The sequence below is a fragment of the Pseudomonas sp. PDM26 genome (genome assembly GCF_019219185.1).
Classification (GTDB): Bacteria; Pseudomonadota; Gammaproteobacteria; order Pseudomonadales; family Pseudomonadaceae; genus Aquipseudomonas.
Map to the genome: position 1 here is coordinate 17,161 of NZ_JAHUWC010000017.1, position 17,065 is coordinate 34,225.

Here is a 17,065-nt window from a genome sequence, read left to right on the forward strand (position 1 = left end):
CCTACGGTCCTACGGTCCTACAGAAAGCTATTTGCCATTCCCTTCGATATGCCCCAACGGCACCCGCTTCTCGATGGCGCTGGACAACACAATCGAGGTCTTGCTGAACCCGAACGTGGCAATCCGGTTGATCAGTTCTTCCAGCTCCGGCATCGAGCCCACAGCCGCTTGCATGATCACGCACGGGTCACCCGTCACCCGATGGCATTCGGTCAATTGCGGGATTTTGATCAGGTCGTCGTAGGCTTTCTGGTTGCCGTGCTGGTTCAGGCGCAGTTCGATCACGCACTGGATCGGCAGGCCGAGCTTGGCCATGTCGACTTTTGCCTGATAACCGGTGATCACGCCGCTGGCTTCGAGCTTGGCCACGCGCTCGGCCACGGCCGGGGCGGACAGGTTGACCTTGCGCGCCAGGTCGGCGTAGGACGCGCGACCGTTTTCCAGCAGGGCGCTGAGCAGCATGCGGTCGTATTTGTCCATGGAACGGCTCCTGAAAATGACTGACTTTCGAAAACACGGTTTATCGCAAAAAACTCCGTGTTTTGAAAAGTGTACCGATACGATAAACAGGTTTTGTAACTTATTTTCCGTCGTTGGCCTTTCTAGAATAGCCGTTCACTTGTCTTGCCTGCGAGCTGCTCCCCATGCCTGGCCTCCGTCGTTTTCCCTTACCGTTGATCGCTGCCTTTTTCGCGTTGTACGTGATTTGGGGCTCGACCTACCTGGTGATCCGCATCGGCGTGGAATATTGGCCGCCGTTGCTGCTCGCCGGCATCCGCTTCGTCATTGCCGGGACCTTGATGTACGCCTTCCTGCGCTGGCGCGGGGCACCGGCGCCGACCTGGGCGCAATGGAAAGCCGCGGGGATGATTGGCGTCTTGCTGCTGGCGTGCGGTAACGGTGCGGTCAGTGTGGCCGAGCATACGGGCGTGGCTTCCGGGGTGGCGGCTTTGGCAGTGGCGACGGTGCCGCTGTTTACCTTGCTGTGCGGATATTTCTGGGGCGCGCGTAATACCCGTCTCGAATGGGCCGGGATTGTGCTCGGTTTGATCGGCATCGCCATGCTCAACCTCGGTTCCAACCTGCAGTCGAGCCCGCTGGGTGCGGCCCTGCTGATTTTCGCAGCGGCGACCTGGGCCTTCGGCTCGGTATGGAGCAAACACTTGCCGTTGCCTCAAGGCGCGATGGCCAGTGCCGTGGAAATGCTGGTGGGTGGCGTCGTGTTGCTGATCGCCAGCGCGGTAAGCGGTGAACACCTGGAAAAGATGCCGCCGCTCGAAGGTTGGGCCGCGTTGGCGTATCTGACCGTGTTCGGTTCGATCATCGCCTTCAACGCCTACATGTACCTGTTGAAGCACGTGCGTCCGGCGGCGGCCACCAGTTATGCCTACGTCAACCCGGCGGTGGCGGTGTTGCTGGGGATCGTGTTCGTTGGCGAGACTATCGGTATCGAGGAAGCCCTGGCGATGGCAGTGATCATCAGCGCCGTGGTGCTGATCGGTTTGCCGCAGTGGCGTCGCACGCCAGCGCGGCCAGTGGTGCCGACGGCAGTGCCGACAGAATCCCGTGTGAATTAGGGTAAACTGCGCGCCATTGCATCTTGTTTTGCACACTTGTTTTGAACAACCCGCGCTGAATTTTCCTACGGTACTCCCATGACTTTCGCCACCCTTGGCCTGATCGAACCCTTGCTGCGCTCCCTCGAGACGCTCGGCTACCAGACTCCGACGCCGGTTCAGGCGCAAGCCATTCCGGCGGTGCTGGCCGGTCGTGACCTGATGGCCGCGGCCCAGACCGGCACCGGCAAGACCGCCGGTTTCGCCTTGCCGCTGTTGCAACTGCTGGCCATGGAAGGGCCGAAAGTCACCGCCAACTCGGTGCGCGCGCTGATCCTGGTACCGACCCGCGAGCTGGCCGAGCAGGTTCACGAAGCCGTGCGCCAGTACGCCGAAAACTTGCCGCTGCGTACTTACGCGGTCTACGGCGGCGTCAGCATCAACCCGCAAATGATGAAGCTGCGTAGCGGCGTCGACCTGCTGGTGGCGACCCCGGGCCGCTTGCTCGACCTGTTCCGCCAGAACGCGCTGAAGTTCAACCAGCTGCAAACCCTGGTGCTGGACGAAGCCGACCGCATGCTCGACCTGGGCTTTTCCGAGGAGCTGGCGAACATTTACCGCGCGCTGCCGAAGAAACGTCAGACTTTGCTGTTCTCCGCGACCTTCTCCGATGACATCCGCCTGCTGGCCGGGCAGATGCTCAACGATCCGCTGACAATCGAAGTCAGCCCGCGCAACGTCGCGGCCAATACGGTCAAGCAATGGATCGTGACGGTGGACAAGAAGCGCAAGCCGGAACTGTTCGTGCACCTGATGCGCAAGGGCAAGTGGAAGCAGGTGCTGGTGTTCGCCAAGACCCGCAACGGCGTGGACGCGCTGGTGGAAAAACTCCAGGGCCTGGGCATCAACGCCGACGGTATCCATGGCGACAAACCCCAGGCGACCCGCCAGCGCGCACTGGACCGGTTCAAGGCGAGTGAAGTGCAGATCCTGGTCGCTACCGACGTGGCGGCTCGGGGCCTGGACATCGAAGACCTGCCGATGGTGGTCAACTTCGATTTGCCGATCGTCGCTGAGGACTACATCCACCGCATCGGTCGTACCGGCCGCGCGGGTTCGACCGGCGAGGCGATTTCCCTGGTGTGTGCCGATGAAGTGAATCTGTTGTCGGCCATCGAGATGCTGACCCGTCAGACCCTGAAGCGGCAGAACGAGCCGGACTTCGAGCCTGAGCACCGGGTGCCGGACACCGATGCCAGTGGCCAGGTGGTCAAGAAGCCGAAAAAACCGAAGAAGCCCAAGGCGTCCGGTGGTGGCGGTGGTAAACGCAATCTGGGTCGGTGGGTTGATAGCGGAGAGGTTGCGCCGGCGGAACCGTCGATCAAGCCTGTGCGCAAGGTGCCGGTGTTCAATACCGGGCCGCGTAAGCGCAAGCCTTGATTAACTGCGACGTCTGTTAAGCCGCCATCGTCGGAACGCCGCCCGGAGCCGGCTCGCTCCTACAGTTGGAATGCATTTTTCTGTAGGAGTGAGCCTGCTCGCGATGGACGCGCCTCGGTCTTCAGCCCTTGCGCTGCAACCACTCAATCATTCCAAGACCGGCCGCCCGCCCGCTGGCGAAACACGCGGTCAGCAGATAACCGCCAGTCGGCGCTTCCCAATCGAGCATTTCCCCGGCGCAAAACACGCCGGGCATTTGCTTGAGCATCAATCGCTCATCCATCGCCTCGAACAACACACCACCCGCGCTGCTGATGGCCTCGTCCAGTGGACGGGTTTTTACCAGTGTCAGTGGCAATGCCTTGATCGATTTGGCCAGCAAGGTCATGTCGGCAAAGCAGTCGGCGCTGGTCAGTTCACGCAATAGCGCCGCTTTTACCCCATCGATGCCCAACTGACTGTGCAGGTGTTTGGCCATGGAGCGCGATCCCCGGGGTTTGCTCAACGCCGCCGCAACTTTATCCACAGGCCGGCCCGGCAACAGGTCCAGATGAAGGGTTGCCGAGCCGTGCTGGTTGATCGCCTCGCGGATCGGTGCCGACAGGGCGTAGATCAAACTGCCCTCGATCCCGGTGGCGGTAATCACACATTCGCCGAGCCGCGGCACGTCGTCGTTAAGGCCGATGGCGGTGTTTTTCAGCGGCGCGCCGGCGAATTTACTGACCATCAATTCGCTCCAGGCCTGCACCTCAAAGCCGCAATTGCTCGGTTGCAACGGTGCCAGTCCCACGCCGTGTTGCTCCAGCGACAACATCCACGCGCCGTCCGAGCCCAGCCGCGACCAACTGCCGCCACCGAGGGCGAGCAGGGTGGCGTCGGCTTGAACGGTTTTTTCGCCTTCCGGGCTGTCGATGCGCAAACCGCCGTGCTCGTTCCAGCCGAGCCAGCGGTGGCGGGTGTGGATAACTACACCGCAGTCGCGCAGGCGCTTGAGCCAGGCGCGCAGCAGCGGCGCGGCTTTCATGTCGGTGGGGAATACCCGGCCGGAACTGCCGACGAAGGTTTCGATGCCTAGCTCGTGAATCCATTGGCACAGCGCATCGGCACCGAAGCCGCGCAGCAGCGGGGCGATCTGCGGGGCGCGTTCGGCGTAGCGCGAGAGAAACGCCGGGTAGGCTTCAGAGTGAGTGATGTTCATGCCGCCGACGCCGGCCAGGAGGAATTTTCGTCCGACCGAAGGCATGCCGTCGTACAGGTCGACCTTGATCCCGGCCCGGCTCAACACTTCGGCCGCCATCAGACCGGCGGGGCCGCCGCCGATGATGGCGACGTGAGGGGGGAGGGCTGGCAAGGATTGGGTCATGGGATGCGCTGCGGTATGACGGAATAAGCCGGGCATTCTACCGCCCTGCCTTCTGTAGGAGCGAGCTTGCTCGCGAAGGTCTTGAACGATAACGCGGATAACCAGCTGCTCAGCGGCGACGGTGAGTTTTTCGCGAGCAAGCTCGCTCCTACAGAGATCATAGGTGCTTTTGATGGTGGTTAAAAAACAACCACTACTCTGTAGCCTATACGTAGTGTGGGCTGCAGGCCCTTTCACTCAGGTTATCCACAGGCAGTTCCACAGGCATTGTGGGTAAAGCATCCACAGCTCAGTGACAGCCTGATGACTGCCAGACACGCTGCGCGCTGTGATGGAGGATGCCATGACGGCGGGCCAGGGCCTGGCGGTCCTTGCTGTAGCCGCCGCCGATCACCCCGACCAGCGGAATGTCACGGCCCAGGCAATGGCGCATCACGCTTTCATCACGGGCAGCGACGCCTTCGTCTGTCAGCTGCAGATAACCCAGGGCGTCGTCCTTATGCACATCGACCCCGGCGTCATACAGCACCAGATCCGGTTGGTAGAGCGGCAGCAGGTAGTTGAGTGCGTCGTCCACGACCTTCAGGTAATCGGCATCGCCCATGCCGTTGGGCAGCGCAATGTCCCAGTCGCTTTCGGCCTTGCGTGCGGGAAAGTTCTTTTCGCAGTGCAGGGAAACGGTCACTGCTTCCGGGGTGTTGTGCAGAATTCGTGCAGTCCCGTCGCCCTGATGCACGTCGCAATCGAAGATCAGCACCCGGTTCACCTTTCCACTTTCCAGCAGGTAATGGCTGATCACCGCCAGGTCATTGAAGATGCAGAATCCGGCCGGATAGTCGTAGTGCGCGTGGTGGGTGCCGCCCGCCAGGTGACAGGCCAGGCCATGCTCCAGCGCCTGCTCGGCCGCCAGCAACGAGCCGCCGACCGCCCGCACCGTGCGCCGGGCCAGGGCTTCGCTCCAGGGCAGGCCGAGGCGGCGCTGGTCTTCGCGGGACAACTCGCCACTCATGTAGCGCGCGATATACGAAGGGTCATGGGCGAGGGCGAGAATCTCTGCAGAACACAGTTCCGGGCGCAACAGGTTGGCATCGCGGGTCAGGCCGCTGTCCACCAGGTGATCGCGCAACAGGCGGAACTTGTCCATGGGGAAGCGGTGATCCGCCGGAAACTCGGGACTGTAGTCTTCGTGATAAATCAGCGGCAGTGGCATGGTCATTTCATGTAGGAATGAGAGAAGGATCCTACCAGCGTTGTAGACTGGCGACATTGAAATGGAGGGGCGGGGCACGATGGAGCCAATACTGGAACTTGAAAGCGCTCGGCTGCTGTTGCGCCAGTGGCGCGATGAAGATTTAGCGGACTTTGCGGCGATGTGTGCCGACCCGCAGGTGATGCGCTATTTTCCGGCAACCATGAGCCGGCTGGAAAGCGCTTCATTGATCGGGCGAATCCGCGGTCATTTCGCCGAGCACGGTTATGGTCTTTGGGCCTTGCAGCGAAAGGACTCTGGCCAGTTCATCGGGTTTACCGGGCTGAGCGTGGTCGGGTTCGACGCGCCTTTCACCCCCGCCACGGAAATCGGTTGGCGCCTGGCCCGCGAGCACTGGGGCCTCGGTTACGCCAGTGAAGCGGCCTGGACCGCTCTGCGCTGCGGGTTCGACCGCTTGCCGCTGAAGGAGGTCGTGGCCTTCACGACGCAAACCAATCTGCCGTCAGAGAAAGTCATGCAGGCCATCGGCATGCACCATGATCCGGCGAATGACTTCGATCACCCGCGACTCGAGGCTGATCATCCGTTGCGTCGGCATGTGCTGTATCGCATCAGCCGCGAACAATGGCTGCAAACCTTGCATGGATAACCTGACACGGACGTTTACAATGGCCTTCATGGGCCCGGTCCAGAAACTGAATCGACCGTTGCAGCCAAGGCTGCGCGGCAATGTTTTGCGTGAGGAGCATCTGAATGAGCCAAGTGTTGGATGATCTGGTCGACCTGCTGACCCTGGAACCGATCGAAGAAAACCTGTTCCGTGGCCGCAGCCAGGATCTGGGTTTTCGCCAGTTGTTCGGTGGGCAGGTGCTCGGCCAGTCGCTGTCGGCGGCCAGTCAGACGGTTGAAGAGGCGCGCCATGTGCATTCGATGCACGGCTATTTCCTGCGTCCGGGTGATGCCGGGCTGCCGGTGGTGTATCAGGTTGACCGGGTGCGTGACGGTGGCAGTTTCAGCACGCGCCGGGTGACGGCGATTCAGAAGGGCCACCCGATCTTCACGTGCAGTGCGTCGTTCCAGTACGACGAAGAAGGCTTCCAGCACCAGACTGAAATGCCGCAAGTGGTCGGTCCGGAAAACCTGCCATCGGAGCTGGAAATCACCCAGCAGCGCGCGCACCTGATCCCCGAGAAAATGCGCGAAAAGCTGTTGTGCCCCAAGCCGATCGAATTCCGCCCGGTGACCGAGAAAGATCCCTACAACCCGCTGCCGTCCGACCCGGTCAAGTACGTCTGGTTCCGCGCCGACGGGGCATTGGCCGATTCGCCGGCGCTGCATAAGTATTTGCTCGCCTACGCATCGGACTTTGGCTTGTTGACCACCTCGATGCAGCCCCACGGCAAATCGGTGTGGCACAAGGACATGCAGGTTGCCAGCCTCGATCACGCGCTGTGGTTCCACCAGAATCTGCGTGCCGATGACTGGTTGCTCTACGCGATGGACAGTCCGTGGGCGGGCAACTCCCGGGGATTCTCCCGTGGCAGCGTGTTCAACCGCGCAGGACAACTGGTGGCCTCGGTCACTCAGGAAGGCTTGATCCGTCATCGCAAGGACTGGGCATGAGCCTGGCCGATGTACGTCACTGGGTGTTCGACATGGACGGTACCCTGACGGTCGCCGTGCACGACTTCGCGGCGATTCGCGTGGCGTTGGCGATCCCTGCCGAACACGACATCCTGACTCACCTCGCCGCACTGCCGGCCGATGAAGCCGCAGCCAAACATGCGTGGCTGCTGGAGCATGAGCGGGACCTGGCCCTCGGTTCGCAACCGGCGCCGGGCGCGGTGGAGCTGGTGCGCGAGCTGGCCGGGCGCGGTTATCGCCTGGGCATTCTCACGCGCAATGCCCGGGAGCTGGCGCATGTCACGCTGGAGGCCATTGGCCTGGCCGACTGCTTTGCACTGAAGGATGTGTTGGGCCGCGATGATGCACCGCCCAAACCGCATCCGGGCGGGCTGCTGAAACTGGCCGAAGCGTGGAAGGTGCCGGCGAGCGAGATGGTGATGGTCGGTGATTACCGTTTTGATCTGGATTGCGGGCGGGCAGCGGGAGCGCGCACGGTGCTGGTGAATCTGCCGGATAATCCATGGCCGGAATTGACCGATTGGCATGCGGCGGATTGTGTCGAGTTGCGGCAGATGCTGTTGGCTTGAGTGCTTCGTTGCCTGGTCAACCGCTTTCGCGAGCAGGCTCGCTCCCACATGTGATCTCTGGTGTTCACAAATGATGTGTTCACCGCAAAATCCTTGTGGGAGCGAGCCTGCTCGCGAAGGCGTCAGATCAGGCACTGCAAAACCTACTGCCCAAACAAAGCCTTCTGCCCCTGCGGCGAAGTAAACATCCCGTCGCCGTCATGCCCGACCCCGGGTACTTCAATCAGTTGCTGCTTCAAACCCTGCGGTTGCAGCCGCTTCAGATAATCGAAGTAAAAACGCCCGCGGGCCAATCGATACGGCCCTTGCGCCTTGGCCTCACAGCTTTTATCCAGCGCCGGATGATTCGGGTCGATGTCCTGCTGCCCCAGCAGATAAACGACTTCACGCTTGAGGTAACTTTCCTGCAGCTGCGCGGCGGTTTGCCCTTCGGCGTAGGCCGGTAAATCCGCCAGGCCGTACTTCCAGCGATTGAAGTTCGGGCAACCGGCGTGGCTGAACGCCACCGGCCGGCGCTCATCGAAATAAGCGTAGGAGGACGGGTTGGCGATCACGTAGCGCACCTGCACGCCAGCCGCATCGAGGCCGGACTGCGCGTGACCGAGCAATGCATAGCGCTGAACCACCTGCGCGCCTCCGGAGTGCCCGGCGATGACGATTTGCTTCACGTCCGGAAACTGCTGGCGGTCACCCAGGCGGGCGATGATTTCGTCGAGCGCGGCGTAGGAACTCAGCCGAAACGGCGCCGTGGATTCGCCGCCGGCCATCCACTCATTGCCTTGCCAACGCAAAACCGTGTCGGCCACCGGATGGAGCGCAACGTCGGTTTCATTGAGGAATTGCGGGGCGATCACCAGTGTCGTCGCGCTCTGTCCGGCGAGTTCGGCGGCGTGTTCGCCGCTTTGCAGATAGGTTTGCGCATTGCGCAAGCGTCCGTGGAGGATGATCAGCACCCGTTCAATTTTTGCCGGGGCGGGGCTGATGCCCACCGCGATTTCACCTGATTTCAACAGCAGGCGCCCTGAGCTGAGGTCTTTGACCCCCTGCTCGGCGGCCTGGGACGTTGCGCAAGTAAACAGAACAACCAACAACCAATTCTTCATTTACAGATTTTTCGCCGCAAAGGTATCGCACTGGCCAACCTGGCCTTGGGCGAAACCGGTTTTGAACCAGCGCACCCGTTGCGCCGACGTACCGTGGGTGAACGAGTCCGGGACCACGCGGCCCTGACCCTGTTGCTGCAAACGATCGTCACCGATGGCGTTCGCTGCGTTCAGTGCTTCTTCGATGTCGCCTGGTTCCAGCCAGTTCAGGCGCTTCTGCGCATTGTTGGCCCAGACGCCGGCCAGGCAATCGGCTTGCAGTTCCTGACGAACCAGCAAACCGCCGTCGCCATCCATCTGTCGGCCTTGTTGGCGCGCGGCCTGAATTTTTGCGGACACCCCAAGCAGGGTCTGCACATGGTGTCCGACTTCGTGAGCGATCACGTAGGCCTGGGCGAAGTCACCCGCGGCGGAAAAGCGTTGGGACATTTCCTGGAAGAACGCCATGTCCAGGTAGACTTTCTGGTCCGCCGGGCAATAGAACGGGCCGGTCGCCGAGGTGGCCAGGCCGCAGGCCGAATTCACGCGGTTGCTGAACAGCACCAGGGTCGGGTCTTTGTATTGGCGGCCGGCCTGCTGGAAAATCGCACCCCAGGTGTCCTCGGTATCGCCGAGGATCGAACGAACGAACTCCGCGCTTTCATCATTGACCGGCGGTGCCTTGCGACTCTGGTGGGTAGCAGGCGCCGATTGCTGGCCCATTTGACCGGTCAGTTGTCCGAGGATTTGCAGCGGATCCTGGCCGGTGATCCAACCGATGCCGACGATCAGCAGGATCGCCGTCAGGCTCAGGCCCTTGCCACCGCCTAAGCGCATCCCACCGCCACCACTGCCGACATCATCGCCACGGGCATCGACCACGTTGTCGCTGCGTCGGCCTTTTTTCCATAGCATGTGGGAAACCTCTTCTGTTCCGGGTAAAGCTCCGTGCGATGAGTGTTGCTGCCAAGTGGGAGCGATGCCAGTCCGGTCGTCAGACTGCTGGTTGTGCGACAGGTTCCAAATTTTGCTTCGTGGGGCTTCTCTTCTAGAATCAGCCAAATTTTGTTTGGGACCTACCATGGCCGGCAGTCAGATCGAACGTGTCTTCAGCGTGCTGGAAAGCCTGACCAGTGAACCGCAGGGTTTGCCGATGCAGACGTTGGCCGAGAAATTGGACATCCCTAAAAGCGCGACTCATCGGTTGCTCGCCGAACTGATTCGCCTGGGTTACGTGCGGCAGAATCCGGACAACCTGCGCTATCACCTGTCGACCAAACTGGTGGCAATGGGCTTTCGATACCTGTCCGGCAGCGGTGCGGATATCGTTCAGTCGGTGCTTGATCGACTGGCCGGGGAAACCGGTGAACTGGTGCGTCTGGGGGTGATTCAGGGTGAACGGCCCGTCTGGATCGCCAAGTCCCAGGGGGCCCGCTCGGGCCTGCGCTACGACCCGGACATGGGGCGTGATGCGCCATTGTTCTACACGGCTTCCGGGCATGCGTGGCTGGCGTGCATGAGCGATGCCGAGGCGCTGTCGCTGGTCGAGCGGCAAGGGGCCGAATTGCCTCGGGACATCGGGCCCAATGCACCCCGTTCGAATGTTGAACTGCTGGAGCGCTTGCGTCTGGCGCGGGAGCAAGGCTACGCCTGGGTCGAGGAAAGTTCGGCGGTGGGCACCTCGGCGATTGCCGCTGTGGTACGTCATCCACTGGATGGCCGGGTGATCGGCGTGCTCAGTATTGCCGGGCCAAGCGCGCGAATGCCCGGTGCGCGCTTGCATGAGTTGGCGTCGACCTTGTTGAAGTACGCCGAAGAGCTTTCGCTGGCGAGCCAGGCGTCAGAGTTGTTCTGTTGAGCGTGATGTCTGCTTGAATAGAGTGTGCGGTATCCGCACACTTTCTTGAGTCATTGATGTCATAAAATGGAACCGGGTTCTAAATTATTCAGGTCTCGCCTCAACCCATAAAAGGACTTCATCTTGACGTCGCCCAGCAGCACCCCGCTTTCCGGCGTTAATCAGCCCTTCAAAGGGATCCTGCTGATCGTTGTCGCGACCTTCCTGTTTTCCAGCCACGACGCCTTTTCCAAATATCTCTCGGGTTTCTATCCCATTGTCATGGTGGTCTGGGCGCGTTACGTGGTTCACACCTTGCTGATGGCCGGGATTTTCCTGCCACAATCCGGGCTGCGAGTGCTGCGTACCAAACGGCCATTGCTTCAGTTGATCCGGGCGCTGTGCCTGCTGGGTACCAGTCTGTTTTTCACCACAGGCTTGATGTACATCCCGCTGGCCGAGGCTACGTCGGTCAACTTCCTTGCTCCGGTGCTGGTCACCGCGTTGTCGGTGCCGCTGTTGAAGGAGCGAGTGACACGGGGGCAATGGCTGGCGGTGATTTGCGGTTTTATCGGGGTGTTGATCATCGTTCACCCCGGGGGAGATTTGTTTACTCCGGCGGTGTTGCTGCCGTTCTGCTCTGCGCTGTTTTTCTGCTTTTATCAACTGCTGACACGCAAGCTCAGCGAGATCGACAGCCCGACCACCAGCAATTTCTTCGCAGGCTTGTGCAACACGCTGGTGATGAGTGCGCTGGTGCCGTTCTTCTGGCAGACGCCGAACCTGGTGCATGGCGCGATGATGCTGGCGCTGGGGGCCTGCGGGATGACGGCACACCTGTTCCTGACCCAGGCTTTCCGCCTCGCGGCACCGGCATTGCTGGCACCGTTCAGCTATTGCCAGATCATCTTCGCCGGCCTGCTGGGCTGGCTGCTGTTTTCCCATACGCCGACACTGACCACCGTGCTTGGCATTGCCGTTATCTGCTGCAGCGGGTTGGCAGCGGCCTGGCAACAAAGCCGCCGCTAAAAAACTGTGGGAGCCGGCTCGCTCCCACAGGGGCATGGCGCCGAACTTTAGTCAGTGACGGTCGGAATCTTGCGCGGTGCCATGAAGTACATCCAGGTCAGCGCAATGAAGTACATCGCCGGAATCATGGTGAACAGCACGGTGTAGTTGTTGTTGGTGATGGTCAGGATGTGGCCGACCAGCTGGGTCATGAACATCCCGCCAATCGCGGCACACATGCCGCCGAAGCCGAACACCGTACTCATCATGTGCTTGGGCGTGTAGTCCATCACCAGGCTCCAGATGTTCGCGGTCCAGGCCTGGTGTGCGCCGATGGCCAGGGAGATGGCGAACACCGCGACCCACAGGTTGCTGGAGCCGGCCGCCATGATCACGCCGATGATGCAGCAGGCGAACAGGAACATGGACATCAGTCGCGCCTTGATCGGGTTGACTCCGCGACCGATCAGGAACGAGGAGAGGATGCCGCCGCCAACGCTACCGAAGTCGGCAGTGAGGTAGATGATGATCAGCGGGATACCCATCTGGGTGACGTTGATACCCAGGTTGTATTGCTGGTTGAGGAACGGCGGCAGCCAGTACAGGTAGAACCAGAACACCGGTGCGGTGATCGAGTAGGCGAGGGCGAAGGCCCAGGTGCCACGCATGCGCAGGATTTTCGAGAACGGCACGCGGGTTTGTTCCGGTTCGACTTCGTTCTGGATGTAGTCCAGCTCCGACTGTTTGACGCTCGGGTGATCTTCCGGGTTGAAGTACTTCAGGCCCCAGAACAGCAGCCAGATCCCGCCCAGTGCCGACATGCACAGGAACGCGGCTTGCCAGCCCCAGACGTGCAGGATCAGTGGCAGCAGCATCGGTGTGAACATCGCGCCGACGTTGGTTCCGGCGTTGAAAATGCCGGTGGCCACGGCGCGCTCGCCGGCCGGGAACCACAGGCGCGTGGTTTTCACGCAAGCCGGGTAGTTCGCTGCTTCGGTCAGGCCGAGGATGAAGCGACAAACCATGAAGCCGACCGCCGAAGTGGCCAGGCCGTGGGCGCCGGTCGCCAGGCTCCAGAGCAGTACGGCGCAGAAGAACACGCGCTTGACGCCGACCCGGTCGATCAACCGGCCTTGCAGAACGAACCCGATGGCGTAACCCACCTGGAACCAGAAGTTGATGTTGGCGTAATCCATCGCCGTCCAGCTCATTTCCTTGGCCAGGATGGGCTGCATCACGCCCAGGGCGGCGCGGTCGATGTAGTTCAGGGTGGTGGCGAAAAACACCAGCGCCAGCATGCCCCAACGGGTTTTGCCGACCGCCATGGCGCCGCGGATTTTGTCGCCGATGCCACCGGCAGTGACGTTCATGGCCGAAGCCATGCGAGAGCTTTGGGAAGGAATCATGTGTACCACCCGTTTTTTTGAATTTGTTATTTGGTGTTTTGGACATCGCGGCCGGTGCTGCGTGTCCGGACTTAATGTGAGGGCGATGTTGGGCAGTGGACAAAAAATCGTCAATTCGCCTACGGCCATTTTGTTCGATAATCGCACACAAAACTAACTGGATAGTACACTTTGAATTGCTGTGTAAGTCTGTCAGCCCAATAATTCTCGCAAGACAAACGCTACCCGCGTAGGAGCTGCCGAAGGCTGCGATCTGTTGATGTTGATTTCGGTTGATCGAGGAAGGCCAAAATCAAAAGATCGCAGCCTTCGGCAGCTCCTACGTAAGCGCGTGCAACGCCCCTAACAAGATTGCCTCCACCGGGAGCCGAAATATGCAGCGTTCCATTGCCACCGTATCCTTGAGCGGTACCCTGCCGGAAAAACTCGAAGCCATTGCTGCCGCCGGTTTCGACGGCGTCGAGATTTTCGAAAACGACCTTCTCTACTACGACGGTAGTCCACGGGAAATTAAACAGATGTGCGCCGATCTCGGGATCGCCATCACCCTGTTTCAACCGTTCCGTGATTTCGAAGGCTGTCGGCGAGATCGGCTGTCGCGCAATCTGGAACGCGCCGAGCGCAAGTTCGACCTGATGCAGGAGCTGGGCACTGACCTGGTGCTGGTGTGCAGCAACGCCTCGTCCGAGTCCATCGGTGATGAACGGATTCTGGTCGATGACTTGCGCCTGCTGGCCGAACACGCCGGGGCACGCGGCCTGCGCATCGGTTACGAAGCGCTGGCCTGGGGTCGGCATGTGAACACGTATCAACAGGTGTGGAACATCGTGCGGCAGGCCGATCACCCAAGCCTTGGCGTGTTGCTGGACAGCTTTCACACCTTGTCGCTCAAGGGCGATCCGAGCGCTATCGCCGAGATTCCGGGCGACAAGATCTTCTTCGTGCAAATGGCTGACGCGCCGATCCTGGCCATGGACGTGCTGGAGTGGAGCCGGCATTTTCGCTGCTTCCCGGGCCAGGGCGAATTCGATTTGCCGGGATTCCTCGCGCCGATCATCAAGAGCGGGTACACCGGGCCATTGTCGCTGGAAATCTTCAACGACGGCTTCCGTGCCGCGCCGCCACGAGCCAACGCCGCCGACGGCTTGCGCTCGTTGTTGTACCTGGAGGAGAAAACCAGCGAGCGTCTGGCGCAGGAAGCAAAGCCTGCGGCCAACTCCGGGATTCTGTTCGAAACGCCCAAGGCCAGCGAGTACAACGGAATCGAGTTTCTGGAGTTTGCCGTGGACGAAAGCCTCGGCGCCAAACTCTCCCATTGGCTGGAGCGGCTAGGGTTCGTCAAGGTCGGGCAGCATCGCTCCAAGAGCGTCAGCCTGCTGCGTCAGGGCGATATCAACCTGATCCTCAACTCCGAACCTTACTCTTTCGGCCACAGCTTTTTCGAAGCCCACGGCCCTTCGTTGTGCGCTACCGCCGTGCGGGTCAAGGACAGCGCCAGCGCGCTGGCCCGAGCCGTGGCCTACAAGGGCCAGCCCTATCGCGGACTGGTCGGCCCCAATGAACTGGAACTGGCGGCGGTGCGTGCGCCGGATGGCAGCCTGATCTATCTGGTGGACCAGGATGCCGACGTCTACGGCACCGACTTCAATCTGCTGGCGGATGCGCCGGCCAGCGGCGGCCTCAAACGCATCGACCACATGGCCATGGCGCTGCCGGCCGACAGCCTCGACAGCTGGGTGCTGTTCTATAAGAGTCTGCTGGATTTCGAGGCGGACGATGAAGTCGTGTTGCCCGATCCTTATGGTCTGGTGAAGAGCCGTGCCCTGCGCAGCCGCGACAGTTCGATCCGCCTGCCACTGAACATTTCCGAGAACCGCAACACCGCGATCTCACACGCGCTGTCGAGTTATCGCGGCTCCGGTGTGCATCACATCGCGTTTGATTGTGATGACATCTTTGCCCAGGTCCGCCGTGCAAAAGAGGCGGGTGTGCCGCTGCTGGATATCCCGCTCAACTACTACGATGACCTGGCGGCGCGGTTCGATTTCGACGACGAGTTCCTCAGCGAACTGGCCTACTACAACGTGCTGTACGACCGCGACGCCCAGGGCGGTGAGCTGTTTCATGTGTACACCGAGCCGTTCGAGGGGCGATTCTTCTTCGAGATCATCCAGCGTAAAAACGGTTATGCCGGCTACGGCGCGGCCAACGTCGCGGTGCGGCTGGCGGCCATGGCCAAATCCCGTAGCGGCGCATTGCGCCAGGCGAAGTTGTAGGAAATTCGTAAACGCGGGATTAAACGTGGGCCGCGCGGCTTCCTTCACTGTGTTGCGCGGCCCATAATCGCCAGCCTGTGCAGTGATGGCCGTGAGCCCGCAATGACAATGACCTCAGAACTCCCCGCAGCCTCCGTAGAACCGGGTGCCGAGCCGCGCAAGAGTCGCAAGAACAACCCGGAAAAGACCCGCGAAAACATCCTGCAGGAGGCGATTGTCGAATTCGTCCAGCAGGGGCTTTCCGGGGCTCGCGTCGATGCCATCGCCGAGCGCATCCACACCTCCAAGCGCATGATCTATTACTACTTCGGCAGTAAGGAACAGCTCTACGTCGAAGTGCTGGAGAAGCTTTACGGCGATATCCGCAACACTGAAAGCCGCCTGCACCTGACCGAACTGCCTCCGGTGGAAGCCATTCGACGGATGGTTGAATTCACCTTCGATCACCATGATCGCAACGTCGATTTCGTGCGCATCGTCAGTATCGAAAACATCCACAACGCCGAGTATGTAAAGCGTTCCGAGGCGATCAGGGCGATGAACAACACCGTTCTCGATTCCCTCGATGTGATTCTGCGTCGTGGCGTTGAAGAGGGTGTCTTCCGCGCCGGCCTGGTGCCGCTGGATGTGCATCTGCTGATCAGTTCGTTCTGCTTCTATCGCGTTTCGAACCGCCATACCGTGGGTGAGATTTTCCAGATCGACTTGCCGGACGAACGCATCAAGCAGCGTCATCGGGAGATGATTTGCGAGTCGGTGTTGCGTTATTTGCAAGCCTGATGCGGGGTGAGGGGATTGCCCCCCTCACTTCACTCATTCAGCCATTCATGCTCTGGAAATGCTCAAGCATCCGCTGAGCATCGGGCACCACGCCGCTGAACAGCTCGAACGCCTTCACTGCCTGAAACACCGCCATATTGCCGCCATCCAGCGTCCGGCAACCGAGGGCGCGGGCGTGGTGTAGCAGTTCGGTTTCCAACGGGAAATAAACGATCTCCGCCACCCACAATTCGGCCCGCAGCAACGCGACCGGCACCGGCATGCCTGGCAGTTTTTTCATGCCCATCGGCGTGGTGTTCACCAGCCCGTCAGCCCGGACCATGGCGCTCGGCAGGTCATACCCGGCCACCGCCCGACCGACGCCGAAATGCTGATTGAGGTTGTCAGCCAGATCCTGGGCGCGGCGGATGTCCACGTCAAAAATGCTCAGCTGTTGTACGCCTTCATTCAATAACGCGTGGGCCACCGCCGCACCTGCGCCGCCAGCGCCCATTTGTACGACACGTTCAACGGCAACGCCCTTCAAACCCCGGCGAAAACCCTCGGCAAAGCCCAGGCAATCGGTGTTGTGGCCGATGCGTTTGCCGTCCTTGAGCACCACGGTGTTGACCGCGCCTATACCGCGGGCCTCCGGCGAGAGTTCGTCGAGCAGCGGGATGATCGCCTGCTTGCATGGAAAGGTGATGTTCAGCCCGGTGAAATTCATGCGCTCGGCAGCCATCAACAGGTCGGGCAGGGCGTTGCTGTCGAGCTTCAACTGATCAAGATCAATCAGGCGATACAGGTAGCGCAGCCCCTGGGCATCGCCTTCATGCTCGTGCATGGCCGGTGTGCGGGAAGCCTGGATGCCGGCGCCAATCAGCCCGGCCAGTATCACGTGGTTCTGAGTCACGG

Annotated in this window: 16 protein-coding genes; 9 read left to right on the forward strand and 7 right to left on the reverse strand. The window is 60.8% G+C overall.

Going from position 1 to position 17,065, the window contains the following annotated elements; all coding sequences use genetic code 11:
* Nucleotides 1-27: 27 nt before the first annotated feature.
* Complete coding sequence (locus tag KW849_RS26980) at nt 28-480, reverse strand: Lrp/AsnC family transcriptional regulator (RefSeq protein WP_007990688.1); 453 nt, start codon at nt 478-480, stop codon at nt 28-30.
* Between the two features lie 164 nt (nt 481-644).
* Here KW849_RS26980 and yedA point away from each other — a divergent pair, with 164 nt between their 5' ends.
* Both yedA and KW849_RS26990 read left to right on the forward strand, forming a co-directional pair.
* Entirely contained in the window at nt 645-1,577 is a 933-nt protein-coding gene (gene yedA / locus KW849_RS26985) for a drug/metabolite exporter YedA (protein WP_108216373.1), read from the forward strand.
* Nucleotides 1,578-1,655: 78 nt separating this feature from the next.
* Nucleotides 1,656-2,996 carry a DEAD/DEAH box helicase gene (locus KW849_RS26990; protein ID WP_008052427.1) on the forward strand — a complete coding sequence of 447 codons (1,341 nt, stop codon included), beginning with the start codon at nt 1,656-1,658 and terminating at the stop codon, nt 2,994-2,996.
* A 121-nt stretch (nt 2,997-3,117) separates the two neighbouring features.
* On the opposite strand, the gene KW849_RS26995 is transcribed toward KW849_RS26990, so the two are convergent.
* Together KW849_RS26995 and KW849_RS27000 are read right to left on the reverse strand one after the other, a co-directional pair.
* Nucleotides 3,118-4,359, reverse strand: coding sequence for a TIGR03862 family flavoprotein (locus tag KW849_RS26995; RefSeq protein ID WP_218432425.1), 1,242 nt, complete (start codon nt 4,357-4,359; stop codon nt 3,118-3,120).
* A gap of 289 nt (nt 4,360-4,648) precedes the next feature.
* Nucleotides 4,649-5,569, reverse strand: coding sequence for a histone deacetylase (locus KW849_RS27000; RefSeq protein WP_218432427.1), 921 nt, complete (start codon nt 5,567-5,569; stop codon nt 4,649-4,651).
* Nucleotides 5,570-5,648: 79 nt separating this feature from the next.
* On the opposite strand from KW849_RS27000, the gene KW849_RS27005 reads away from it, so the two are divergent.
* The 3 genes from KW849_RS27005 to KW849_RS27015 all read left to right on the forward strand — a co-directional run bounded on the left by KW849_RS27005 (nt 5,649) and on the right by KW849_RS27015 (nt 7,782).
* A complete protein-coding gene (locus tag KW849_RS27005) occupies nt 5,649-6,218 on the forward strand; it encodes a GNAT family N-acetyltransferase (protein ID WP_218432428.1) in 570 nt (189 codons plus the stop codon).
* Between the two features lie 104 nt (nt 6,219-6,322).
* Nucleotides 6,323-7,192, forward strand: a complete 870-nt coding sequence (gene tesB / locus KW849_RS27010; RefSeq protein WP_108216378.1) for an acyl-CoA thioesterase II — start codon at nt 6,323-6,325, stop codon at nt 7,190-7,192.
* A complete protein-coding gene (locus KW849_RS27015) occupies nt 7,189-7,782 on the forward strand; it encodes an HAD family hydrolase (RefSeq protein WP_218432429.1) in 594 nt (197 codons plus the stop codon). The genes tesB and KW849_RS27015 overlap by 4 nt, the downstream gene beginning before the upstream one ends.
* A 143-nt stretch (nt 7,783-7,925) precedes the next feature.
* Here KW849_RS27015 and KW849_RS27020 read toward each other — a convergent pair whose 3' ends face one another.
* Both KW849_RS27020 and KW849_RS27025 read right to left on the reverse strand, forming a co-directional pair.
* Nucleotides 7,926-8,885 (reverse strand): alpha/beta hydrolase, encoded by a 960-nt coding sequence (locus tag KW849_RS27020; RefSeq protein WP_218432430.1) that lies wholly within the window; start codon nt 8,883-8,885, stop codon nt 7,926-7,928.
* The gene (locus tag KW849_RS27025) at nt 8,886-9,779 is read right to left on the reverse strand and encodes a neutral zinc metallopeptidase (protein WP_218432431.1); all 894 of its coding nucleotides are present in this window, start codon (nt 9,777-9,779) and stop codon (nt 8,886-8,888) included. It lies immediately after the preceding gene.
* A 166-nt stretch (nt 9,780-9,945) separates the two neighbouring features.
* Here KW849_RS27025 and KW849_RS27030 point away from each other — a divergent pair, with 166 nt between their 5' ends.
* Nucleotides 9,946-10,722 carry an IclR family transcriptional regulator gene (locus KW849_RS27030; protein ID WP_218432433.1) on the forward strand — a complete coding sequence of 259 codons (777 nt, stop codon included), beginning with the start codon at nt 9,946-9,948 and terminating at the stop codon, nt 10,720-10,722.
* A gap of 123 nt (nt 10,723-10,845) precedes the next feature.
* Nucleotides 10,846-11,730, forward strand: coding sequence for a DMT family transporter (locus KW849_RS27035; protein ID WP_108216383.1), 885 nt, complete (start codon nt 10,846-10,848; stop codon nt 11,728-11,730).
* 47 nt (nt 11,731-11,777) lie between these two features.
* Here the strand turns inward: KW849_RS27035 and KW849_RS27040 are convergent, their stop codons facing one another.
* Nucleotides 11,778-13,115 carry an MFS transporter gene (locus KW849_RS27040; protein WP_218432435.1) on the reverse strand — a complete coding sequence of 446 codons (1,338 nt, stop codon included), beginning with the start codon at nt 13,113-13,115 and terminating at the stop codon, nt 11,778-11,780.
* Between the two features lie 374 nt (nt 13,116-13,489).
* Between KW849_RS27040 and quiC the strand changes: the two genes are divergently transcribed.
* On the forward strand, nt 13,490-15,391 hold the full coding sequence (gene quiC, locus KW849_RS27045) for a 3-dehydroshikimate dehydratase QuiC (protein ID WP_218432438.1): 1,902 nt from the start codon (nt 13,490-13,492) through the stop codon (nt 15,389-15,391).
* Between the two features lie 102 nt (nt 15,392-15,493).
* Nucleotides 15,494-16,171, forward strand: coding sequence for a TetR/AcrR family transcriptional regulator (locus tag KW849_RS27050; protein ID WP_218432440.1), 678 nt, complete (start codon nt 15,494-15,496; stop codon nt 16,169-16,171).
* A 37-nt stretch (nt 16,172-16,208) separates the two neighbouring features.
* Here KW849_RS27050 and KW849_RS27055 read toward each other — a convergent pair whose 3' ends face one another.
* Nucleotides 16,209-17,063 carry a shikimate dehydrogenase gene (locus KW849_RS27055; protein WP_218432442.1) on the reverse strand — a complete coding sequence of 285 codons (855 nt, stop codon included), beginning with the start codon at nt 17,061-17,063 and terminating at the stop codon, nt 16,209-16,211.
* Nucleotides 17,064-17,065: the final 2 nt, after the last annotated feature.